Origin of the sequence: Arthrobacter sp. (genome assembly GCF_031179385.1) — a bacterium.
Lineage (GTDB): Bacteria > Actinomycetota > Actinomycetes > Actinomycetales > Micrococcaceae > Arthrobacter_D.
Genome location: NZ_JAPSHV010000015.1, coordinates 18,872 through 39,560 on the forward strand (window position 1 = coordinate 18,872; position 20,689 = coordinate 39,560).

The 20,689-nt window shown below is 65.7% G+C and carries 20 protein-coding genes, 1 pseudogene and 1 riboswitch; of the genes and pseudogenes, 12 read left to right on the plus strand and 9 right to left on the minus strand.

What is annotated here, in order from left to right:
* Nucleotides 1-218: pseudogene (locus RIF85_RS04275) on the plus strand (hypothetical protein); the annotation flags it as partial.
* A gap of 86 nt (nucleotides 219-304) precedes the next feature.
* Here the strand turns inward: RIF85_RS04275 and RIF85_RS04280 are convergent.
* Entirely contained in the window at nucleotides 305-1,879 is a 1,575-nt protein-coding gene (locus RIF85_RS04280) for an aminopeptidase P family protein (RefSeq protein WP_309070693.1), read from the minus strand.
* A 107-nt stretch (nucleotides 1,880-1,986) separates the two neighbouring features.
* On the opposite strand from RIF85_RS04280, the gene RIF85_RS04285 reads away from it, so the two are divergent.
* A complete protein-coding gene (locus RIF85_RS04285) occupies nucleotides 1,987-2,832 on the plus strand; it encodes a PHP domain-containing protein (protein WP_309070674.1) in 846 nt (281 codons plus the stop codon).
* Here the strand turns inward: RIF85_RS04285 and RIF85_RS04290 are convergent.
* From RIF85_RS04290 to RIF85_RS04300, 3 genes are all read right to left on the minus strand, one after another.
* Nucleotides 2,822-3,739, minus strand: a complete 918-nt coding sequence (locus RIF85_RS04290; protein WP_309070675.1) for a site-specific DNA-methyltransferase — start codon at nucleotides 3,737-3,739, stop codon at nucleotides 2,822-2,824. The two genes, RIF85_RS04285 and RIF85_RS04290, sit on opposite strands and share 11 nt — an antisense overlap.
* 7 nt (nucleotides 3,740-3,746) lie before the next feature.
* Nucleotides 3,747-5,357 carry a DEAD/DEAH box helicase gene (locus RIF85_RS04295; protein ID WP_309070676.1) on the minus strand — a complete coding sequence of 537 codons (1,611 nt, stop codon included), beginning with the start codon at nucleotides 5,355-5,357 and terminating at the stop codon, nucleotides 3,747-3,749.
* Between the two features lie 313 nt (nucleotides 5,358-5,670).
* Complete coding sequence (locus RIF85_RS04300; RefSeq protein ID WP_309070677.1) at nucleotides 5,671-7,293, minus strand: RNB domain-containing ribonuclease; 1,623 nt, start codon at nucleotides 7,291-7,293, stop codon at nucleotides 5,671-5,673.
* Nucleotides 7,294-7,360: 67 nt separating this feature from the next.
* Here RIF85_RS04300 and RIF85_RS04305 point away from each other — a divergent pair, with 67 nt between their 5' ends.
* Nucleotides 7,361-8,086 carry a ferritin-like fold-containing protein gene (locus tag RIF85_RS04305; RefSeq protein WP_309070678.1) on the plus strand — a complete coding sequence of 242 codons (726 nt, stop codon included), beginning with the start codon at nucleotides 7,361-7,363 and terminating at the stop codon, nucleotides 8,084-8,086.
* A 12-nt stretch (nucleotides 8,087-8,098) separates the two neighbouring features.
* On the opposite strand, the gene thiE is transcribed toward RIF85_RS04305, so the two are convergent.
* Nucleotides 8,099-8,767: a thiamine phosphate synthase gene (gene thiE, locus RIF85_RS04310; RefSeq protein ID WP_309070679.1), complete on the minus strand. Its 669-nt coding sequence runs from the start codon at nucleotides 8,765-8,767 to the stop codon at nucleotides 8,099-8,101.
* Between the two features lie 13 nt (nucleotides 8,768-8,780).
* Nucleotides 8,781-8,922, plus strand: a riboswitch (TPP riboswitch).
* Here thiE and thiO point away from each other — a divergent pair.
* From thiO to RIF85_RS04325, 3 genes are all read left to right on the plus strand, one after another.
* On the plus strand, nucleotides 8,916-10,058 hold the full coding sequence (gene thiO / locus RIF85_RS04315) for a glycine oxidase ThiO (RefSeq protein WP_309070680.1): 1,143 nt from the start codon (nucleotides 8,916-8,918) through the stop codon (nucleotides 10,056-10,058). (Overlaps the previous riboswitch by 7 nt.)
* On the plus strand, nucleotides 10,055-10,288 hold the full coding sequence (gene thiS, locus RIF85_RS04320) for a sulfur carrier protein ThiS (protein ID WP_375164369.1): 234 nt from the start codon (nucleotides 10,055-10,057) through the stop codon (nucleotides 10,286-10,288). The genes thiO and thiS overlap by 4 nt, the downstream gene beginning before the upstream one ends.
* A 2-nt stretch (nucleotides 10,289-10,290) precedes the next feature.
* The gene (locus RIF85_RS04325) at nucleotides 10,291-11,082 is read left to right on the plus strand and encodes a thiazole synthase (protein WP_309070682.1); all 792 of its coding nucleotides are present in this window, start codon (nucleotides 10,291-10,293) and stop codon (nucleotides 11,080-11,082) included.
* A 22-nt stretch (nucleotides 11,083-11,104) separates the two neighbouring features.
* Here the strand turns inward: RIF85_RS04325 and RIF85_RS04330 are convergent, their stop codons facing one another.
* The 3 genes from RIF85_RS04330 to RIF85_RS04340 form a co-directional block, all read right to left on the minus strand.
* Nucleotides 11,105-11,410, minus strand: coding sequence for a hypothetical protein (locus RIF85_RS04330; protein ID WP_309070683.1), 306 nt, complete (start codon nucleotides 11,408-11,410; stop codon nucleotides 11,105-11,107).
* A 16-nt stretch (nucleotides 11,411-11,426) separates the two neighbouring features.
* Nucleotides 11,427-11,651 (minus strand): DUF3107 domain-containing protein, encoded by a 225-nt coding sequence (locus RIF85_RS04335; protein WP_309070684.1) that lies wholly within the window; start codon nucleotides 11,649-11,651, stop codon nucleotides 11,427-11,429.
* A gap of 77 nt (nucleotides 11,652-11,728) precedes the next feature.
* On the minus strand, nucleotides 11,729-12,349 hold the full coding sequence (locus RIF85_RS04340; RefSeq protein WP_309070685.1) for a TetR/AcrR family transcriptional regulator: 621 nt from the start codon (nucleotides 12,347-12,349) through the stop codon (nucleotides 11,729-11,731).
* Nucleotides 12,350-12,511: 162 nt separating this feature from the next.
* Between RIF85_RS04340 and moeB the strand changes: the two genes are divergently transcribed.
* Nucleotides 12,512-13,699 (plus strand): molybdopterin-synthase adenylyltransferase MoeB, encoded by a 1,188-nt coding sequence (gene moeB, locus RIF85_RS04345; protein WP_309070686.1) that lies wholly within the window; start codon nucleotides 12,512-12,514, stop codon nucleotides 13,697-13,699.
* Between the two features lie 51 nt (nucleotides 13,700-13,750).
* Here the strand turns inward: moeB and RIF85_RS04350 are convergent, their stop codons facing one another.
* A complete protein-coding gene (locus tag RIF85_RS04350; RefSeq protein ID WP_309070687.1) occupies nucleotides 13,751-15,076 on the minus strand; it encodes a glutamyl-tRNA reductase in 1,326 nt (441 codons plus the stop codon).
* Nucleotides 15,077-15,281: 205 nt separating this feature from the next.
* Between RIF85_RS04350 and hemE the strand changes: the two genes are divergently transcribed.
* From hemE to hemC, 5 genes are all read left to right on the plus strand, one after another.
* On the plus strand, nucleotides 15,282-16,349 hold the full coding sequence (hemE, locus tag RIF85_RS04355; protein WP_309070688.1) for a uroporphyrinogen decarboxylase: 1,068 nt from the start codon (nucleotides 15,282-15,284) through the stop codon (nucleotides 16,347-16,349).
* Complete coding sequence (hemG, locus tag RIF85_RS04360; RefSeq protein ID WP_309070689.1) at nucleotides 16,346-17,788, plus strand: protoporphyrinogen oxidase; 1,443 nt, start codon at nucleotides 16,346-16,348, stop codon at nucleotides 17,786-17,788. The genes hemE and hemG overlap by 4 nt, the downstream gene beginning before the upstream one ends.
* 87 nt (nucleotides 17,789-17,875) lie before the next feature.
* Nucleotides 17,876-18,601: a hydrogen peroxide-dependent heme synthase gene (hemQ, locus tag RIF85_RS04365; RefSeq protein ID WP_309070690.1), complete on the plus strand. Its 726-nt coding sequence runs from the start codon at nucleotides 17,876-17,878 to the stop codon at nucleotides 18,599-18,601.
* Complete coding sequence (locus tag RIF85_RS04370; RefSeq protein WP_309070691.1) at nucleotides 18,598-19,800, plus strand: ferrochelatase; 1,203 nt, start codon at nucleotides 18,598-18,600, stop codon at nucleotides 19,798-19,800. The genes hemQ and RIF85_RS04370 overlap by 4 nt, the downstream gene beginning before the upstream one ends.
* Nucleotides 19,797-20,689 (plus strand): hydroxymethylbilane synthase (gene hemC / locus RIF85_RS04375; RefSeq protein ID WP_309070692.1); only part of this gene is annotated, 893 nt, incomplete at its 3' end. The genes RIF85_RS04370 and hemC, both read left to right, overlap by 4 nt.

Genomic DNA, 20,689 nt, shown 5'->3' on the forward strand with positions numbered 1-20,689 from the left:
ACGTGCAGGCACCGGACGCTGCTCAGGGTGCTGCGCCGCCGCAAGCCGGTGAGGAGCAGAGCGATGCCACGCGTCGTTCCACCCGCGGGCAGTTCCCCGATCTTCCCGACGGCCGGCCGCAGTACGGAGTGCGCGTTGAACCGCAGGCAGGGCCGACGTCCCCTGAACCGGAAAAGCAGGGCGACGAATCCACCAGCGATCAGGCGCGCAACCCCTAAAGCCGAAGCGCATGAACCCGAACTGCAAGAAAGGGCGGACAGCCACGTGGCTGTCCGCCCTTTCTTGCGGTCGTAGGGGTGATCCGCTATTCGCCGGTAGGGCTGTAGATACCAGCCATCCACGCCTCGACGTCGTCGGGATCGCGGGGAAGTGCTGAACTGAGGTTCACCGGTCCATCCGCCGTCATCAGGATGTCGTCTTCAATGCGCACACCGATTCCGCGATACTCCTGGGGAACCGCGAGATCCTCTTCCTTGAAGTAGAGGCCCGGCTCGATGGTGAAGACCATCCCCTCCGCCAGGACCCCATCGAGGTAGAGTTCCCGCCGGGCCTGTGCGCAGTCATGGACGTCCATGCCAAGGTGGTGGCTGGTGCCGTGCGGCATCCACCGGCGGTGGTGCTGGCCCTCGGGAGCAAGAGCTTCGTCCAGCGGCACAGGCAGGAAACCCCACTCATCCAAACGCTCAGCAAGCACGGCTACAGCAGCGGCGTGCACCTCGCGGAACTTCACGCCCACCTTCGCAGCCGCAAAACCGGCGTCGGCGGCGTCCAGCACGGCCTGGTAGACCTTGCGCTGAATATCGGAATATTTGCCGCTCACCGGCAGCGTGCGGGTGATGTCCGCCGTGTAGAGGCTGTCAGCCTCCACTCCAGCATCCAGGAGCAACAGCTCATCGGCGTTGACCTGCCCGTTGTTGCGGATCCAGTGCAGAATGGTTGCGTTGTTGCCCGAAGCTGCGATGGTGTCGTAGCCGAGGTCGTTGCCCTCTTCCCGTGCCCGGGCGAAGAACGCCCCTTCAACCACGCGCTCGCCGCGCGGATGCGTAATAGCGCGCGGCAGTTCCTTCACAACCTCGTGGAACCCGTTCACGGTAGCCTCCACAGCCCTGCGCATCTGCTCGACCTCCCACTCATCCTTGATGAGTCGAAGTTCGGACAGAGCTTCCGCAAGTTTTGCGTCGAGCGCATCGGAGGCCTCAAGGTCCACACCCGTGTTGATGCGGGACGTGTCCACCAGGGCGTCAGCGTTCAGATCGACTTCCCGGAGCAAACGGATGCGGGTGCCGCCGATCTCCACTGCGCCGGCGTCCTTCGTGATCGCCGTTTCAAGGTCGGCGAGGTCAGCTGTTTCCAGCGCTAGCAGTGCACGCACCTCCGCGCGGGAAAGACGGGAGCCGATCCAGAACTCGCCGTAACGCGCGTTCGCGTAGAACTCGGCGCTGTCCCGTCCGGCCAGTTCGCGGAAGTAGAGGGTGGAGTGATGGTTGCCGCCGTCGTCGCCGTTGCCTTCTTCAACCGGCTCCATGACGAGCACTGCGTCGGGCTCGTGGTCCAGGCCGAGTCCGGTGAGGTGGGCGAACCCGGAGTGCGGGCGGAAACGGTAGTCCGTGTCGTTTGAGCGGACCTTCAGGGGACCGGCGGGAATGACCAGGCGCTCGCCGGGGAATTGCCGGGAGACCTTGAGGCGGCGCTGCGCCGCGTACCGCGCTACTTCGGCTTCCGCTGGAAGCTCGGTGTCTTTCGGCGCCCAATTGGAACCCATGAACGCCTTGAAAGCGTCCGAGTCCGGCCGCTGCGACCGGTTCTCGTTGCGGCTCGAGAGCGGCTGCTCCTCCGGCGTGACAGGGGTGGCGTCATTGCCGGCTTCGTTCGGATTCATGGTTACTGCCGATGGGATGTTCTCTGCTGTACTCACCAGACCATCGTCTCACCGGCCGTGGAGTGAGCCAAACACTCCCTGGGGCCCGCCGGGCGTACAGTTATTTGGTGAGAATTGACCTGCACGCCCACTCCACCGAGTCTGACGGCACTGAAAGCCCGGCGGACGTCATGCGCGCCGCGGCCGCAGCCGGACTCGACGTCGTCGCACTCACCGACCACGACTCCACAGCCGGCTGGGCCGATGCGGCCGCGGAAGCCCGCACTCTGGGTCTGACACTGGTTCCTGGTATGGAGGTGTCCTGCCGCACCGAAACAGGCATCAGCGTGCACGTGCTCTCCTACCTGCATGATCCGGCCCATCCGGGACTGCTGGCTGAAGTCGAGCGGTCGAGATCGGCCCGGCTTACCCGGGCTGAACGGATGGTGGAGAAACTTTCCGTGGACTACCCGATCTCGTGGCCCCACGTGCTTGAACACGTCGCCGAAGGCGCAACCATTGGGCGGCCACACATCGCCGATACGCTCGTGGCACTGAAGGTCGTGGCGACGAGGAGCGAGGCGTTCGCCAGCATGCTCAGCGCCCGGTCACGGTACTGGGTTGGACACTATGCCCCACACCCCGCAGATGCGGTGGCGCTGGTACGTGAGGCAGGGGGCGTTCCGGTCTTCGCGCATCCAGTGGCGTCCTCCCGAGGCCGGGTCGTGGACAACCGGGTGACCGAAGAAATGATCGACGCCGGCCTTCTCGGCCTGGAGATCGATCACCGGGACAACTCGGAGCAGGGGCGCGCGGATCTGCATCGAATCGCCTCGCGGCACAACCTGCTGATCACCGGCTCAAGCGACTATCACGGAACCGGGAAGCCCAACCGGCTGGGTGAGAACGTCACACGGCCCGAGATGTTTCAACGCCTAGAGGAATTGGCTACCGGCAGCAGCGTTATCCGGTAGCGGCCGGCGAATCCAGCTCATCGGATGTCGGACTGCCTGCGTCCGCCTCCAGCCAGGGTGCCAGCCGCCGGGACATCACCTCGATCGACTGCGGATTGCTGTCCACGCAGACGAACCGCCGTCCGAGCTTGCCCGCGACGGCGCCCAGCGTCCCAGAGCCGGCGAAGAAGTCAAGCGCCCAATCACCCGGCCTGCTGCTCGCAGCCACAGCCCGCCGCACCAAACCCTCCGGCTTCTGCGTAGGGTAGCCGGTCTTTTCCTTGCCCGTCGGGGAGACGATGGTGTGCCACCAGACGTCGGTGGGCAACTTGCCGAGCGCTGCCTTCTCCGGCGTCACAAGGCCGGGCGCCATGTACGGCTCACGGTCAACTTCGGCGCTGTCGAAGTGATACGCCGCCGGATCCTTCACGTACACAAGGATGTTGTCGTGTTTCGCCGGCCAGCGGCGTCGTGCCCGGGCGCCGTAGTCGTAGGCCCAGATGATTTCGTTGAGGAAGCACTCACGCCCGAACAGGGTGTCGAGCATGACCTTGGCGTAGTGCACTTCCCGATAATCGAGGTGCACATAGAGGGTCCCGTCCTCAGCTAACAGACGCCAGGCCTCGGCGAGGCGGGGTACGAGGAACTCCCAGTAGTCCTCGAAGGCATCGTCGTAGCTTGCGAGCATGCCTTTGACCGTGGAGTAGCTGAGCCCCTTGAAACCGACGCGGTCCCCGGCGCCCGGCGCGCTGCGGACCATGGAGGTCTGCTGTCTGCGTTGCGAGCGGCCCGTGTTGAACGGCGGGTCCACGTAGATCATGGTGAAGGAATTGTCCGGCAGCCCGGCCAGGTACTCCAGGTTGTCCGCCTGCACCACGAGGTTCGGTCCATCCGGCCGCCAGACCGGATGGACCGCAAGATCTCCCACGGATCTGTCAGCTGTCTGCAGCAGGCTTGGCCACGACCTCGCCGTTACGACGGCGGGTCCGTGACCGGTTGCGCTTGGGGCGGTCGGTCCGCTCTGCCCGCGTGCCGCCGGCTTCCGCTGCGGCGTGGTCCTCGGCGGGAGCGGCTGAGCCACCACTACGACGACGGCCGCCCGTCTTCTCCTCGGAACCCTGCTTGCCGCCGCGGCCAGCAGAGCGGGTGCGGTCACCGGTGCGGTTTTTCTTGCCGGTTTCGCCGAGGTCTTCAATTTTCTCGGCGTTGATCCCCGCGAGCGTGCGCTGGGCGCGGGGGAGGCGTCCCTTGGTGCCTTCGGGGATGTCGAGGTCGGTGTACAGATGCGGCGAGGACGAGTACGTTTCCACGGGTTCGGCCTGGTCAAGCCCGAGCGCCTTGTTGATCAGGCCCCAGCGGGGAACGTCATCCCAGTCCACGAAAGTGACTGCGGTGCCCTTCTTGCCCGCACGGCCGGTACGGCCAACGCGGTGCAGATAGGCCTTCTCATCCTCAGGGCACTGGAAGTTGATGACGTGGGTGATGTCCTCGACGTCGATGCCGCGGGCCGCAACCTCGGTTGCGACCAGAACATCGATCTTGTCTCCGCGGAAGGCGCGAAGGGCCTGCTCGCGGGCTCCCTGGCCCAGGTCGCCGTGGATCGCGCCGGCGGCGAATCCGCGGTCCACGAGCTCTTCCGAGAGCTTCGCGGCCGTGCGCTTGGTCTTGGTGAAGATGATGGTGCGTCCGCGGCCGCGGGCCTGAAGGATCCTGGCCACCACTTCGTCCTTGTCAAGGTTGTGCGCCCGGTAGATGACCTGGCGGATGTCCTTCTTGGTGGCGCCGTCGTCTTCAGGATCAGCAGCGCGGATGTGCGTCGGGTGCGACATGTAGCGCCGGGCCATGGCCACAACGGGTCCAGGCATGGTTGCCGAGAAGAGCAGGGTCTGGCGGATCGCCGGGGTTGCCGACATCAGGGTCTCGACATCGGGCAGGAACCCGAGGTCAAGCATCTCGTCCGCTTCGTCCAGGACAACGATGCGGACGTTCTTCAGCGACAGGATCTTTTGGCGGTACAAATCGATCAGGCGGCCGGGCGTGCCGACGACCACTTCGGTGCCGCGCTTGAGCGCCTCGATCTGCGGCTCGTACGCACGGCCGCCATAGATCGTCACGATGCGGGCGTTCCGCTTCTTTGCGGCTTTCGTCAGGTCATCGGCAACCTGGACGGCGAGCTCACGCGTCGGAACAACGATGAGCGCCTGTGGTGCTCCGGGCGCGGGCAGCCTGTCATAACCCTCGTCCGAGGGGCCGACCACGCGCTGCAGGGCGGGCACGCCGAAGCCGAGGGTCTTACCCGTTCCGGTCTTCGCCTGGCCGATAATGTCGTGGCCGCCCAGAGCGATGGAGAGGGTCATCGCCTGAATGGGGAAGGGGTGCACGATCCCCGCATCCGCGAGGGATTCGACGATGTCAGCGCGGACGTTGAAGTCGGCGAAGGTCTCGGGTGCTTCCTGGTGCGGTTCTTCAGTGGTGACAAGCGTCTCTTCGACGAAGATTTCGTCATCGCTGTTGTCCGCGTGGAGGTGGTGGTTGTCTGTGGTCACTCTTACTACCGTTTCGATTAGGCACTGCCGCCGCCGGGCTCAACGGCCGGACCGGTGAGGTCCGCTCGGAGCAGGACGGGGCAGGGCGTCCAGTGGAAGCCGATCGCGGGCTATCAACTGCGGCTCGGGAGCGGAGCGGTCCGCTTCGAGCTGGTAAAAACTCAAGATCGCGTAGGTATTGCGGGTCGATTGTTGGGAGGCTGCCGGTTCACAAGAACCGCGGCCCACCACGTTCGGAACTGGAACAAAAGTTCGTCGAGAACGACAAAAGTTCATCTAGAACGACCGGGCATCCATTACTACGCGTTCCAGTCTACCCTGCCGCGCTTTCACTTTCCGACGTCGACGCCGCTTCCTGCGCACCCTCGATCAGCTCGAAGCGCAGGTCACGCCGGCTGATGTCCGCCGTGACCAGCCGAACCCGTACCTCGTCTCCAGCCGTCATGACGCCGTCGCACCGTGCTTCGACGGCGGGATCCGCGATCTGAATGACACCATGGGGGGCTCCGTTGCCGTTCCGGCCGTTCCCGTTCCGCCCGTTCCCGTTACGGCCGTTCCCGCCGTTGCGGCTTTCACCGTCGCTTGCCCTTCGGGGTGCCTCTTCAGGGGGAGGTGCCGGCTCGGATACGGTGGCAGGCGCGTCAGGAGCCGGCTTGGAACCAGTGATAACGACGGCGTCGAACTCCTGGCCCACCCGGTTGCTGAGCAACGCGGCCTCCACGGCGGCAATGGCCCCGCTTTCCAGCCGTGATGCAAGCTGGTTGGAGGAGGACATGAGCGCGTTCAGTTCCGGCAGAGCCGCGCGCACCCACTCCGGGACATTCTTTCCTGCGCACAGTGCCTCGCAGATCACCAGGACGAAACGGTCAACCAGGCGCCGCAGGGGCGCGGTGGTGTGCGCGTAGGGCGCTGCAATTGCAGCCTGCTCGACGGCCTCCGGGATGTCGCCGTCGAACGCTGTGTAGCCTGCCCCGCGGAACAGTGAGGCAGCCGCATGCATGAGGGAGAGCTGCCTGGGGTCCGAGGTGTCGAGGCTGCGCAGGAACTCGCCGTACGGCAGGTCCCGGGGCCAGGAACGCCCGAGTGCCCGGGCCTGGTGCCGGAAGCGGGCAAGAGAGGTTTCATCCGGGGCGGGCATGGTGCGCAGAATCCCCACGCCGCCCTCGAGCATGATCTCCGCGGCTGCCATGCCGGTCATGAGGGAAAGCTGTGCGTTCCAGTCCTCCGACGCCAGGGGCGGGCGCGTGACGATGAAGTAGCGCTCGCCGTCGTGCGCTATTTCCTGCTCCGGCAAGTTGAGGCTGGCGCCGCCACGTTCCTTCTCGAGAGCGATCCGCTTGGTACCGATTTCCTTGAGCAGGGTCAGGTTCTCGGCGGCACCACCCGAGTCAATGTCCTCCTGCACCTGCTCATAGGTGAGTTGCGCGCGGCTCTTGACGACGGCCCGTTCGACGACGACGGACTCAACCTGCGCATCCTCGTCCAGTTCAAATTCCCAGACATAGGCGGACCGCGCCCTGCCGGGCAACAGGCTGGCGGCGTCTTCGGCAATGACCTCGGGGTGGAGGGAGATCCGGCCGTCCGGGGCGTACATGGTCTGGCCGCGGAGACGGGCTTCGGCGTCGATCGCGCCGCCGGGAGCCACAAAGGCCGGGACGTCGGCAATCGCATACCAGACCCGGTACCCCGAGCCTGCACGCTCCAGGTGAAAAGCCTGGTCAAGATCCGTGGAGCCCGGGGGATCCACGGTGATGAATCCCAGCGCGGTGAGGTCTTTCTCCGGCAATACATGTTTGTGCACCGCAGCATTCGCCTCTGCCAGCACGTCCGGTGGGAAATCGGCGCGCAACTCCAGTTCCTCGCGCAACCCCTCAAGCGCAGCAGTGAGCTGGACCTGGGAGTCCCTGTTGCTCAAATCCAGATGCGAATACGGCACAGTGCCAACCGTAGTACAACCCACCGACGAACTGTCGGTGAAACTGCGCGCGGGTACCCTTGATCCCATGACTGCCTTGCATCCGCAAACCCCTTCGAGCTCCTCCGCAGCATCCCCGACGACCCGCACGGGAACCGGCCAGGAGCCACTGAACGGGTTCGTCGTCGACCTCTTCGGCGTCATGGCTTATGGGGAACTGTCCGCGTTCGAGCGGCTGTCGTCGGACGCGAGATTCTCGCCGACGCTTCGGGACCGGGCAGCGCTGGGGCGCCTGGCCGTCACCGAGTTCGAACACTTCGAGATGGTCAGCGCCCACCTGGCCGGGCTCGGTGTGGACGTCGAGGAGGCAATGAGCCCGTTCCAGGCTTCGATTGACTCTTTCCATGAGCGGACGCGTCCCGCCGACTGGTATGAGTCGCTCATGAAGGCGTACGTCATCGACGCCATCTCCGCCGACTTCTACACAGCGCTCGCGGAGCACCTCGACGCCCCTACCCGGGACCTGATCGCCCGCATCCAGTCGACGGCCGAGCAGGGCGGTCTGCTGCAGTCCAGGTTGAAGTCCGCGCTCTCCGACGATCCGAGACTCGCCTCCCGGCTTGCCCTGTGGGGACGGCGCCTCGTGGGGGAAGCTCTGACGCAGGCACAACGGGTCGGCATCGAGCGCCAGTTCCTGGGCGGCCTGCTCTTCGGTGCTGCAGACGTGGACCAGGAACGGGAAACTGCGCAGCTCTTCGCCCAGCTCACCCGGAACCATTCACGCCGGATGAGCTCACTCGGGTTGACTGCCTGACTCCTGGCGGCCTTACCGTCCCCGCTGCTCCTCATCCGGAAGCTGCGCCTTGAGCTTTCCGGCGGCCTCCTGCGGATCGTCGGCTTCCGTGATGGCCCGTACGACGACGACGCGCCGGGCTCCCGCAGCCACCACCTCCGGGAGGTTTCGAAGGTCGATGCCGCCGATCGCGAACCACGGCTTCAGGGGGCGGCCCTGTTCCGCCAGCGCTGTTTCGAGCCTCGCCGCCTCCCGGACAAGCTCCAGCCCGACGGCGGTTCGGCCGGGTTTGGTGGGCGTGGCCCAGATCGGTCCCGTGCAGAAGTAGTCGACGTCGTCGTTCGCTGCCGCCGCTGCCACCTGCTCGGGTGAGTGGGTCGACAAACCGAGAACACCGCCGTCGGGCAGGAACTGCCTCGCACGGGTGGGCGGCAGGTCCCGCTGTCCGACGTGCAACACAGGCGCGCCGCTGATGGAGGCGATATCTGCGCGGTCGTTCACTGACCACAGCCTGCCGTGCTTCCCGGCAGATGCGCGCAATACCTGAAGCAGCTCCAGTTCCTCGGCGGCCTCGAGGGACTTGTCCCTGAGCTGAATGATGTCCACACCGCCAGCAAAGGCAGCGTCCACGAAAGCCCCGAAGTCCTGCTGCTGCCGGCGAGAGTCGGTGCAGAGGTAAAGTCGGGCGGCGTCAAGTTGCATACCCCCTACAATAAAGGCGTACTGCGGGAGCCGTGCCGCATCCGGGAACCACCGGATGCCACACCGGCTGAGAGGGCGTTCGACGCCGACCGCGTTGTGAGAACAACGAACCTGATCCGGGTCATGCCGGCGTAGGGAAGGGCTGTGGGTGAATACGGACGTGGATGTCGCCGTCGTCGGCGGAGGGATCATCGGGCTGGGAATCGCGTGGGAAGCGATCCGCAGGGGCCACTCGGTTGCGTTGATCGACCCGGATCCCGCAGGAGGGGCAACACACGCCGCCGCGGGCATGATCGCCCCGGCCAGCGAGCTGCATTACCGCGAGGAGCATCTGCTGCGGCTCACGGTCGACTCCGCATCCCGCTACCCCGAGTTCCTGTTCTCGCTTGCCTGGACGGGCGTCGACCCCGGCTATCGCAGAACCGGAACCCTGGTCCTTGCGCTCGACGGCGCCGACCGCACGGCGCTCGCCGATCTCCAGACGGTACAGCAGCGCAATTCGTTGTCGGTGCAGCAGATTCCCCTGCGTGAAGCGCGCCGGTCGGAGCCTCTGATTGGTCCGGCAGCGACCGCGGCTTTCCATGCGCCTGACGATCACCAACTGGATCCACGCAGGCTGGCGCAAGCGCTGATCGCTGCCGTGTCCGAGCGTGGCCGCCTGGTACGGCGACGGGCTTCCGGGATCGAGCGAACCGGAAACCGCGTCACTGGCGTCAGTCTCGAGGACGGCACTTTCGTGGGCGCCCGGCACACGGTCGTTGCCAACGGCTTGGCTGCTGCAGACCTCGCCGGCCTGCCCTGTCAGCTTCCCCTCCGGCCGGTCTACGGCGACATTCTTCGCCTTCGGGTTCCCGAGGCGCTGCAGCCCCTGCTGACCCACACCATCCGCGGGCTGGTGCGCGGGCACGCCGTCTATCTGGTGCCGCGTGAAGACGGAACAGTCGTGCTTGGAGCGACCATGCGGGAGGACGGCAGCAGCGCCGTGTCCGCGGGAGGGGTGTATCAGCTGCTGCGCGACGCCCAGCAACTGATACCCGCCGTTGCCGAGCTCGAGCTTGTCGAGGTGCTGTGCCGCGCGCGGCCGGGAACGCCGGACAACGCGCCTCTACTTGGTGGTGTAACGGGTACCCACAACCTGGTCATCGCCACCGGATTCTTCCGCCACGGCGTACTTCTGACGCCGGCTGCAGCGGCGCTGTGCGTGGACCTGCTGGAGGGCAAACCGGGCCCGGCGGAACAGGAGCGGTACAAGCCCGATCGATTCGAGGAAGGACGAGCATGGAGAAGTTGACCATCACGGTGAACGGGGAGGACTCGGTCACAACAGCCCCGGACCTGCTGTGTCTGGTGGCAGAGCTTACGGGGAGGGAGCTGGCACCGACCGGGCAACCGGTCGACGGCTCGCGGCTCGGGGTGGCGGTCGCTGTCAATGCTGCCGTAATTCCCCGCAGCCAGTGGTCCGGCAAGGCACTTACCGAGGGGGACGACGTCGAACTCGTCACCGCCGTACAGGGAGGATGAAAATGCAGACGGACACAATCGTGAACGCTGACCCGCTGGTCATCGACGGCGTTCCACTTACCTCAAGGCTCATCATGGGAACCGGGGGAGCACCGAGCATTGAGGGGCTGGGCGAGGCATTGGCCGCTTCCGGTACCGAGCTGACCACGGTCGCAATGCGGCGCTATACGCCGCAATCCGGAGCGTCGCTCTTTCAGCTGCTGAACGGCCGCCGGATGCGCATCCTTCCGAACACCGCGGGCTGCTTCACCGCACGCGAAGCCGTACTGACTGCCGAACTGGGACGCGAAGCGCTCGAGACCGATTGGGTGAAGCTCGAAGTCATCGCCGATGAACAGACTCTGCTGCCCGACGCCGTCGAACTGGTCGAAGCCACTGAAGCCCTGGTGGCACGCGGATTCACGGTTTTCGCCTACACCAATGACGACCCGGTCCTGGCACTTCGGCTGGAGCAGCTGGGAGCTGCCGTGGTCATGCCGTTGGGCGCGCCCATCGGTACCGGGCTGGGCATCCTCAACCCGCACAACATTGAACTGATCGTGGCCCGGGCAGGGGTGCCCATTGTGCTCGACGCCGGAATCGGCACGGCCTCGGACGCCGCGTTGGCGATGGAGTTGGGCTGCGACGCGGTGCTCCTCGCCACTGCCGTCACCAGGGCCCAGGACCCGGTGACGATGGCGTCGGCTTTTCGCCATGCTGTCATCGCCGGACGCCTGGCTGCTCAGGCGGGGCGGATTCCGAAGCGGGAGCACGCGCTCGCGTCGTCGTCCTTTGACGGCAGGGCGGACCTGTAAACGGGCTGCCCGGGCTGTCCCTTCAGCGCCGTTTCAGGATCGCCGTCATGGCTTCGGCGTCAGCCTGCTCCCGGTGCCGGCCGAACCACCAGGCCGCCGCCACGGTAAGGGCGGTGGATGCAACCAGCGGGAGGATCCAGGCCAACCAGGAAAGGTCGGGATGGTAGCCCAGACCCGCAAACTGCAGGATGATCCACAGAATCAGCGCTGAGCAGAGGGAAATGGCGGGGAGCAGGAGAACGCCGTAGCGATGATGCCGACGGTCCGCGAACCACACGAAGAAGCCGACGCACACGGCGACGCCGGTAACGATTATCAGCGAGACCACGGCGGCACCTGCTCGGTCAGAGAGCGCCGAACCCGATTCGGCGTGATTCGCTCTCGCCGATCTCCACGTAGCCCAGGACACCGGTGGGAACAATGACCTGGCGCCCCTTGGCGTCGGCCAGGCGCAACTCGGCACCACCGTTCATGGCCCTGCTGACAATCTCAGCGACCTCATCTGCAGACTGGTTGGACTCCAGGACAATCTCGCGGTTGACGTTCTGAACGCCGATTTTGATCTCCACAGCTAAGGCCTTTCATAGACGGGCAGATGACTTTGGCGACGCTCGTACATCAGCGCCACCACTTAGGGAAATGTAACTCAGATTTCCTTGGGGAATCGACTTATTCCGCGCCAAGCTAAACGGTAGATAAGCTCGCTGGCTGTGTCGATGTCGAGGCTGCCGTCTGTCTCGAGCCAATACCGCGCACTCACCTGTGCCATCCCGGCCATGGCCCGCCCCAGCAGGGTGGCCTCCAGGTGGGAGAGCCGGGTGTCACCGGAAATCACACCGGCAATCTGATCCGCGAAGTGGGCGTTGAAAGCTTCGAGACGGCGGCTCACATCAGGATCATTATTCAGATCGGACTCGAACACGATCCGGTGGGCCTGGCTGTCCTGGGCGATGAACTGAAAGTATGCGCGCATGGTGGCGTGCACGCGAAGTTTGTTGTCCGTCGTGGATTTCAGCGCATCCACCAGCAGTTCGGTCAGCGACGCAAGATGGCTCTCAAGCAGCGCCAGATACAGTTCGCGCTTGCCCGGAAAATGCTGGTAAAGCACAGGTTTGCTGACATGGGCCACTTCAGCGATCTCGTCCATTGCCGCGCCATGGTAGCCGTTGACAACAAACACCTCGTGGGCGGCATTCAGCAACTGGCGTCGTCGCTCGTCTCGCGGAAGCCGTGTGGCCTTTCCGCTTGCCGGTGCCTCTGAACTCACTGTCTGGGCTTTCGTTGTACGTCTTCATAAACCCGCCGGTACAGCGGGTCTCCCAGTCTACCCGCGCAGCACCATGCCGGAGGGAACATCGCCGGGGGAATGTGTGCCTGATATGTCGGCCCTGTATTGCGTTGTGCAGCGTCGGTGGGCATACATTGAAGCATGAGTTCCTTGACTCCCGTCCCTGGCCCGCTGGTGGAGCCGCACGCCGAACTGAGCAGGGAGGAGACGGAGCGATACTCCCGCCACCTCATCCTTCCGGAGTTCGGTCTCGAGGCCCAGAAACGACTCAAGAACGCCCGGGTTCTCGTTATCGGGGCCGGTGGCCTGGGCTCGCCCGCGCTTCTCTACCTCGCCGCTGCCGGTGTGGGAACGCTGGGCATTGTGGATGACGACGTCGTCGATGTCTCCAACCTGCAGCGGCAGGTGATTCACGGAGTCAGCAATGTGGGTCAGGCCAAGGCCCGCTCGGCCGAGCAGAGCATCAAGGAGCTCAACCCTCACGTGGCGGTCATCCGGCACGAAGTCCGGCTCGACACCAGCAATGTCTTGGACATCTTCGCGCAGTATGACCTGATCCTTGACGGCACTGACAATTTCGCTACCCGGTACCTGGTGAGCGATGCCGCTGAAATTTTGGACAAACCGTACGTCTGGGGCTCCATTCTCCGGTTCGACGGCCAGGTGAGCGTCTTCTGGCCCAAGCCGTCCGTCGGAGGGCCCAGCTACCGCGACCTCTATCCCGAAGCGCCGCCGCCCGGCGCCGTCCCCTCCTGCGCGGAGGGCGGAGTGCTCGGCGTGCTGTGTGCCCAGATCGGTTCAGTCATGGTCAATGAGGCGATCAAACTGATCACGGGCATCGGCTCCACGCTTCTGGGCCGGGTCCTGATCTTCAATGCCCTCGATATGACGTGGCGGGAACTGCGCGTACGCAGGGATCCTTCCGCGGCGCCCATCACTGAACTCTCAGACTATGAGGCGTTCTGCGGAATCGTCCCGGCCGATACGGAAGGGGAGGAGGTTCCGTCCGTCACAGCTGAGCGTCTGGAGGAGCTCCTCCAGGAACGCTCCGCCGGTGCCCATGACTTCGACCTGATCGACGTGAGGGAGCCTGGCGAATACGAGATCGTCCGCATAACGGGAGCAACCCTTGTTCCTCAGAACCGGATCCTGACAGGGGAAACGGCGCTTGATCCCAGCCGGGAGATGTACGTGCACTGCAAGGCCGGTTCCCGTTCCGCCAACGTTGTCCGCTATCTGCGCGAACACGGCGCGCGGAAGGTCTACAACGTGGAGGGCGGCATTCTGCAGTGGGTTCGCGACGTAGAACCGGACAAGCCGGTCTACTGACCCTGCCCGGCTACTGCCCCTGCTCGGCTACTGACTTGCAGCAGATCCTTGTCAGGCTGTGTCGGCGCGGGACTCGTTGACTTCGTGCACCGGGCAGGACTGCGCAGGAGCCGTGCCGGCGCCGGTCTCGGGTTCGATGCCGTAGAGCGCTTCAAGTGCCGCGGTGTAGTCCTCCTGGCGGCCTTCGGCTGCCAGTTGCCGCGCACGGACGGTGGGAACATGCAGGAGCTGGCGAACCATGCGTCGAAGGGCGAACTCGACTTCTTCGGCCGCAGCGGTGCAGCCGTGCTGCGCCCGCACACGGGTCATTTCGGCGTCGAGAACCTGCTGTGTGTGCTTACGCAGTGCGACGATAGCGGCATCAACAGAGCGGGAGTTGACCTGCTCCTGGAAGGCGTGCGCCGCGTTGGATACCAGCTCGCCCGCCTGGCGGAGGGATTCGGCTTGTTCCTCCGGAGCCGCGAGCCGGACGGACTCAAGCGTGATGAGCTCTACGTTCTCCACTGAGTCCACCGCTGGATCGAAGTCGTGGGACAGGGCCAGATCAACGATGACCAAGGTGTGCTCGACGCCGTCCCGAAGCTGACGGATGTCCTCGGCGCCCACGCGACGCTCACTGCCGCTGCAGCCGATGACGACGTCAGCGCGCGTCAGTGCGGCTGCGAGTGTCTCATCGGTCAGGGCTGTTCCGCCGCGGGTAGCCACGAAGCTTTCTGCCCGGCCGGAAGGAGAGTAGACGGAGATGTCGGTGCAGCCGCGCTCACGAAGCAGCGCCATGGTGGCGCCGGCGTATGCTCCAGTGCCGAAAACAACCACGGATTTCTCCGCCAGATCACGGGTGCTGGAGAGGTCTGCGGCGAGGTCGAGTGCAACAGAGACAATTGAACGGCCGCGGGCGCCCAGGGCGGTCTGCGCTCCGACGTCCCGGGCGGTGCGTGAAGCGGCCTGGAACAGGCGTACCAGGCCACCGCTGGCGGTGCCGATCCCCTGTGACTCAACGAGCGCACGCCGTACCTGGCCGGCAATCTCGCGTTCGCCGACGACGGCGGAATCGAGCCCTGCGCTCACACTGAAGAGGTGGCGCGGCACGTCCTGTCCCGTCAGTGTGGTGAACGATTGCGAGACTTTGCTCTTGGGAAGTCCGGACTGGTCGCTGATGGCTGCGATGATGGAGGAACGGGCAGACTCAATGTCTGCTTCCGATGCTGCCTCGCCATAGATTTCGTAGCGGTTGCAGGTTGCAAGGGCAACGGCTCCGCTGAGAGCCTGACTGTCCCGAAGCGCGGACGAAGCGACCTGGGACGCCCCGACGCTGAGGCGGGCGACGGTCTCCAGATCGATATCCGAGTGGGTTGCAACCAGGGAAAAGTAGTTCACAGCCCTCCCAGCATAGCCAAAACGGCCTCTTGAACCCTAATAGGGGAACCTAACCTCCAGCCTTTCTCCAGCGTCCAAAAACCGCGCCGTTGCAGGGAAGTGGGCAAGCGTGCACGGAGGAGAATGTGGGAGCTGTTACCGTGATTTCGGCCACCACCCACGGGTGAAGTTATCCAACCGGGTGGAACTTCGGCAGAATCGACTCATGACCCTCAGCGCAACGCACCCCCTGACTGACGGCACGACGTCACAGTCCCCGCTCATCCAGGCCTATCGTGGCGGCACGCCGTCCCGCCGTCCGGTCTGGTTCATGCGTCAGGCCGGGCGCTCGCTGCCGGAGTACCGTTCGCTCCGTGAGGGTACCGCCATGCTCGACGCGTGTCTGGACCCGGCCATGGCCGCCGAAATCACGCTTCAGCCGGTCCGGCGGCACGATGTCGATGCCGCGATCTTCTTCTCAGACATCGTGATCCCGCTGAAGCTGGCAGGCGTCGATGTGGACATCGTTCCCGGCGTCGGTCCCGTGCTCGGAAGCCCCATCCGCAGCGCAGCGGACGTGGCTTCGCTGCCCGAACTGACAGATGCAGCACTGGAGCCGATCCGCGAAGCGGTATCCCGTACCGTCTCAGAACTGGGCACTACGCCGTTGATCGGTTTCGCTGGGGCACCTTTCACCCTCGCCGCCTACATGGTTGAGGGCAGGCCGTCACGCGACCACCTTGGCCCGCGCACCATGATGCACGCAGACCCGGCCGCCTGGCGTGCCCTCACTGAATGGGCAGCGGACGCATCAGGCAAGTTCCTGCGCGCCCAGCTGGAAGCCGGAGCCAGTGCCGGCCAGCTTTTCGATTCGTGGGCCGGATCGCTGGGGCTCAGGGACTACATCGAGCATGTTGCGCCTGCGTCCTCCCGTGCCCTGGACCACGTCCGCGGCCTCGGTGCACCACTCGTGCACTTCGGAACGGGGACCTCGGAGCTGCTCGTAGCCATGCGGGACGTCGGCGTTGACGTCGTCGGGGTCGACTACCGCCTCCCGCTCGACGAGGCGAACAGGCGGCTCGGCGGAACAGTAGCGCTTCAGGGAAACATTGACCCCGCGCTGCTCTCAGCACCGTGGGAGGTACTCGAAGCGCATGTACGGGAAGTTCTCGACGCCGGCTCAGCAGCTCCCGGGCACGTGGTCAATCTCGGTCACGGTGTCCCGCCGGAAGCGGACCCCGACGTGCTGACCCGGGTCGTTTCGCTTATCCACTCGGTGCCGCCCGCCCCATGAGCCGCGAAAAGCAGGTCGAGGCAGGTCCCGGCGTCGTCGTCATCGGAGGCGGTATCGCAGGGCTCTGCGCGGCGCGTGAGCTCGTGGCGGCCGGCCTGCGTGTGACCGTGCTCGAATCGTCGGAGAGGTTCGGCGGGTCAGTGGCCAGCCACGAACTGGCCGGCCTCACGCTCGACGCCGGTGCAGAGTCCTTCTCGACCCGCTCCGACACCGTGCCGGCCCTGGCACGGGAACTGGGCCTTGGGAGCCTGGTCTGCAGTCCCGATCCCGTCGGCGCGTGGTTGCACCTGCCCGGGCCCGAGGGCGGCTCCACCGCCGTCCCGCTTCCGAAATCCGGGCTGCTCGGGATCCCGGCAGATGTACGGGATCCGGACCTGCCGCGGCTGATCGGCCGGGCAGCCAGCGTACGGGCCGGTCTTGACCGCGCCCTGCCCCTGGGCGGACTGCTGAACCAGGATCAGCTCAGTCTGGGAGCGGTGGTGCGGGCACGGATGGGCTCCGAGGTATTGAAGCGGCTGGTGGCTCCCGTCGTCGGGGGTGTTCTCTCTGCCGATCCGGACGATCTCGATGTTGATGCCGCCGTGCCGGGACTGCGGGCGATGATGCGCAAGCACGGGTCACTCGGTGCGGCCGTCGGCGCGATGCGGCAGGCCGCTCCCGCCGGAACTGCCGTTGCCGGTCTGGACGGCGGAATGCACCAGCTCGCCACAGCCCTTATCGAGCGCCTCAGGCAGGACGGCGCGAACCTGCAGGCGCAGCAGGACGTTCGAAGCCTCGTCCGTACCGGCGACGGCTGGACCGTGAACACTCAGAACGGGTCGTTGGCCGCCGACGCCGTCATCGTTGCCACCGGCGGTCCCACCGCGGTTGACCTGCTGGCGCCGACCGTGCCGCGGCTGCACGATGACCGGCCGGCGGTGGTGCCCGCAGTGGCGCTGGTGAGCCTGGTGATGGACGTACCCGAACTCGACGCCGCGCCACGCGGGACGGGTGTTCTGGTTGCCCGCGATGTTCCGGATGTCCGGGCGAAGGCCCTTACGCACGCCACAGCCAAATGGTCCTGGCTGGCGGAACGCGCGGGCCCCGGTAACCACGTGGTGCGCCTCTCCTACGGCAGGGGAGCGGACGACGACGACTCGGCGAGGCTCGCTGACGACGACCTGTATGAACTGGCCCTGCGGGACGCTTCGGTGCTGCTCGGCGTGGAAGTCAACCCGACCGACGTCGTCGACTGGGATGTGGTCCGGTGGACCAATGCGCTGCCCCACGCCACGCTGGGCCACAGGGACCGCGTGGCGCGCATCCGGGCTGCCGCCGCGGAGGTAAGTGGTCTGGAGATCACCGGCGCCTGGCTGGCCGGCACCGGCCTGGTGGCGGTAATCGATAACGCTCGGGACCGCGGGGCGGCGCTCGCGCGGCGTCTTCAGCCGGGCCGCTAACGCGGTGAGCCGGGAGGTTGATAAACTTCTACCGGCTGTAGAACCGATCAATTTTTATTTGCCTGTTGACAGGAGCAGACTGGATTCATGAGCGAGAATGCGGGGCGCGACCACGTGCAGAGTACCTCCACCAGCGACACCCTCCAGAGCGGCGACGGGAACGGTGGTTCCGAGTTCTACACTCTCTGGACCGTCTTCAAGCGGTCAGCGGCCGCGCCAGACGACGGCGGTGCGCTCGAATCCGCAGTGTCGGAGCTTGAGGCGGCCGGCGTCGTCGTACGCGGTTTCTACGACGTATCCGCCATGCGCGCCGAAGCCGACATCATGGTCTGGCTCCACGGTCCGAAGCCCGAGGAGCTCCAGGCCGGTGTGCGTACCCTGCGGAGAACCGCAACTCTGGCCGACGCCGAGATCGTCTGGTCGGCCATGGGCGTACACCGGGATGCGGAGTTCTCCAAGAGCCACTCGCCGGCGTTCTCGCGCGGTGTGGCGCCGGAACAATGGGTCTGCGTCTATCCCTTTGTCCGCTCGTACGACTGGTACATCCTGCCCAGCGAGGAACGCCGGGAAATGCTGTACGACCACGGCATGAAGGGCCGCCAGTACCCGCAGGTCATCTCCAACACGGTGTCCTCCTTCGCGCTCGGCGACTGGGAATGGATCCTCGCTCTTGAGGCTCCCGAACTGGTCGATCTGGTTGACCTCATGCGGCATCTTCGGGAGACCGAGGCACGCCGTCATGTCCGCGAGGAAGTTCCGTTCTACACAGGCCGGCGGATCAACGCCAAGGAAGTAGCAGAGGTACTCCGATGAGCACGCACACCTTCCACCCCCTCGAGGGCGTCGACGAGAACGGCCGGATGGCGCCGAAGAAGTACGACGCGATCGTGCTGGCCTCCTTCGGTGGCCCCGAGGGTCAGGAAGACGTCATTCCGTTCCTGCGCAACGTCACCCGCGGCCGCGGTATCCCGGATGAGCGTCTCGAAGAGGTCTCGCATCACTACCGCGCGTTCGGCGGGATCAGTCCGATTAACCAGCAGAACCGAGAGCTGAAGGCCGCAATGGAGGCCGAGCTGGCCCGCCGGGGCATCGACCTGCCGGTGCTGTGGGGAAACCGGAACTGGGCGCCCTTCATCGCTGACACCCTGAAAGAGGCGTACGACGCCGGTCACCGCCGAATCCTGGCCGTCACCACGAGTGCGTATTCCTGCTACTCCAGCTGCCGGCAGTACCGGGAAGATCTCGGCATGGCGCTGGTGGAGACCGGCTTGGCCGGACAGCTCGAGGTGGACAAGGTGCGCCAGTACTTCGACCACCCGGGCTTCGTCGAGCCGTTCGTCGAGGGCGTCAGCAAGGGGCTGAAGTCCGTGCGTGAGCGCCTCGCTGCCGCAGGCGAGGCCGACGCACCCGTGCACATCATGTTCGCGACTCACTCGATTCCCATGACGGACGCCGAGGCCGCCGGTCCCCGCGACGCGGACGGTGGACCCGTCCTTGAGGACGGCGCCTACGTTGCCCAGCACCTGGCCACGGCGCAGTCCGTCCTGGATCGCGTGCCGGAAGCAGCCGGCGCCGAGTGGTCGCTGGTCTACCAGTCACGTTCCGGCGCTCCCCACGTTCCCTGGCTCGAGCCGGACATCAACGATGCCCTCGGTGACCTCGCGGCGACCGGCGCGAAGGGCGTGGTCATCGTCCCGCTCGGGTTCGTCAGTGACCACATGGAGGTGGTCTGGGACCTCGACACTGAAGCCATGGAAACGTGTGCCGAACTCGGACTGGTGGCAGAACGCGTCCCCACGCCGGGAACGCACGCCAAGTTCGTTGCCGGGCTGATCGACCTCGTCAGCGAGCGGACTGCGGACAACACCATTGTCGAACGTCCCGCCACCACGGATCTGGGCCCCTGGTACGACGTCTGCCGTCCCAACTGCTGTGCCAACCGGCGCGGAGAGAAACCGACCGTCGCGGGTGCCGACTCAACGGTGGGGCTTCCGGAAACAGAACAGGCATGACTCAAGCCGTACGGGTCGGAACCCGGGCCAGCGCCCTGGCACTGACGCAGACCACGACCGTCGCCGAAGCCCTCTCCGGCCTTGGCGGGTTCGACTACGAGCTTGTCCGGGTCAGCACAACAGGTGACGTCAACCGCGCGTCGCTGTCGCAGATAGGCGGCACAGGGGTGTTCGTGGCTGCTCTGCGGGAGGCACTGCTGGATGACAGCTGCGACGTCGCGGTTCACTCGCTGAAGGATCTTCCAACCGGCGACGCGGAGGGGCTCACGGTGGGAGCTGTGCCGGAACGCGCGGACATCCGCGACGCGCTCTGTGCGCGTGACGGGCTGACACTCGCCGAGCTGCCGCCAGGTGCCAGCGTAGGCACGGGCTCGCCCCGCCGTGCCGCGCAGCTGCGCGCTGCACGACCAGACCTCTCGGTCATCGACATCCGCGGCAACGTCGATACGCGACTCGGGCGGGTGGCTGGTCTGGTGGACGGGGGACCGGGTGACCTCGACGCCGTCGTGCTGGCAGCAGCTGGTCTTTCGAGGCTGGGTCGTGAGAATCTCATCACCGAGTACCTGGACCCCGCGCTCATGCTTCCGGCTCCTGGCCAGGGAGCCCTGGCCGTCGAGTGCCGGACCGGTGACGCCGGAGCTTCTGCCTTTGCCGAGGCTCTCCGGCAGTATGACCACATGCCTACCCGGCTGGCGGTCACCGCTGAGCGTGCCGTCCTGCGTCGGCTGGAGGCGGGCTGCACCGCCCCCATCGGAGCTCATGCTGCCGTGGACACAGGTGTCCTGACCCTTGAGGCAGTGGTGTGCAGTGCGGACGGCAGCAGGCTGCTGCGGCGGACACAGACGACGACGGCACTCACCGTGGAGGGGGCGGCCGCCGTCGGCGTCGT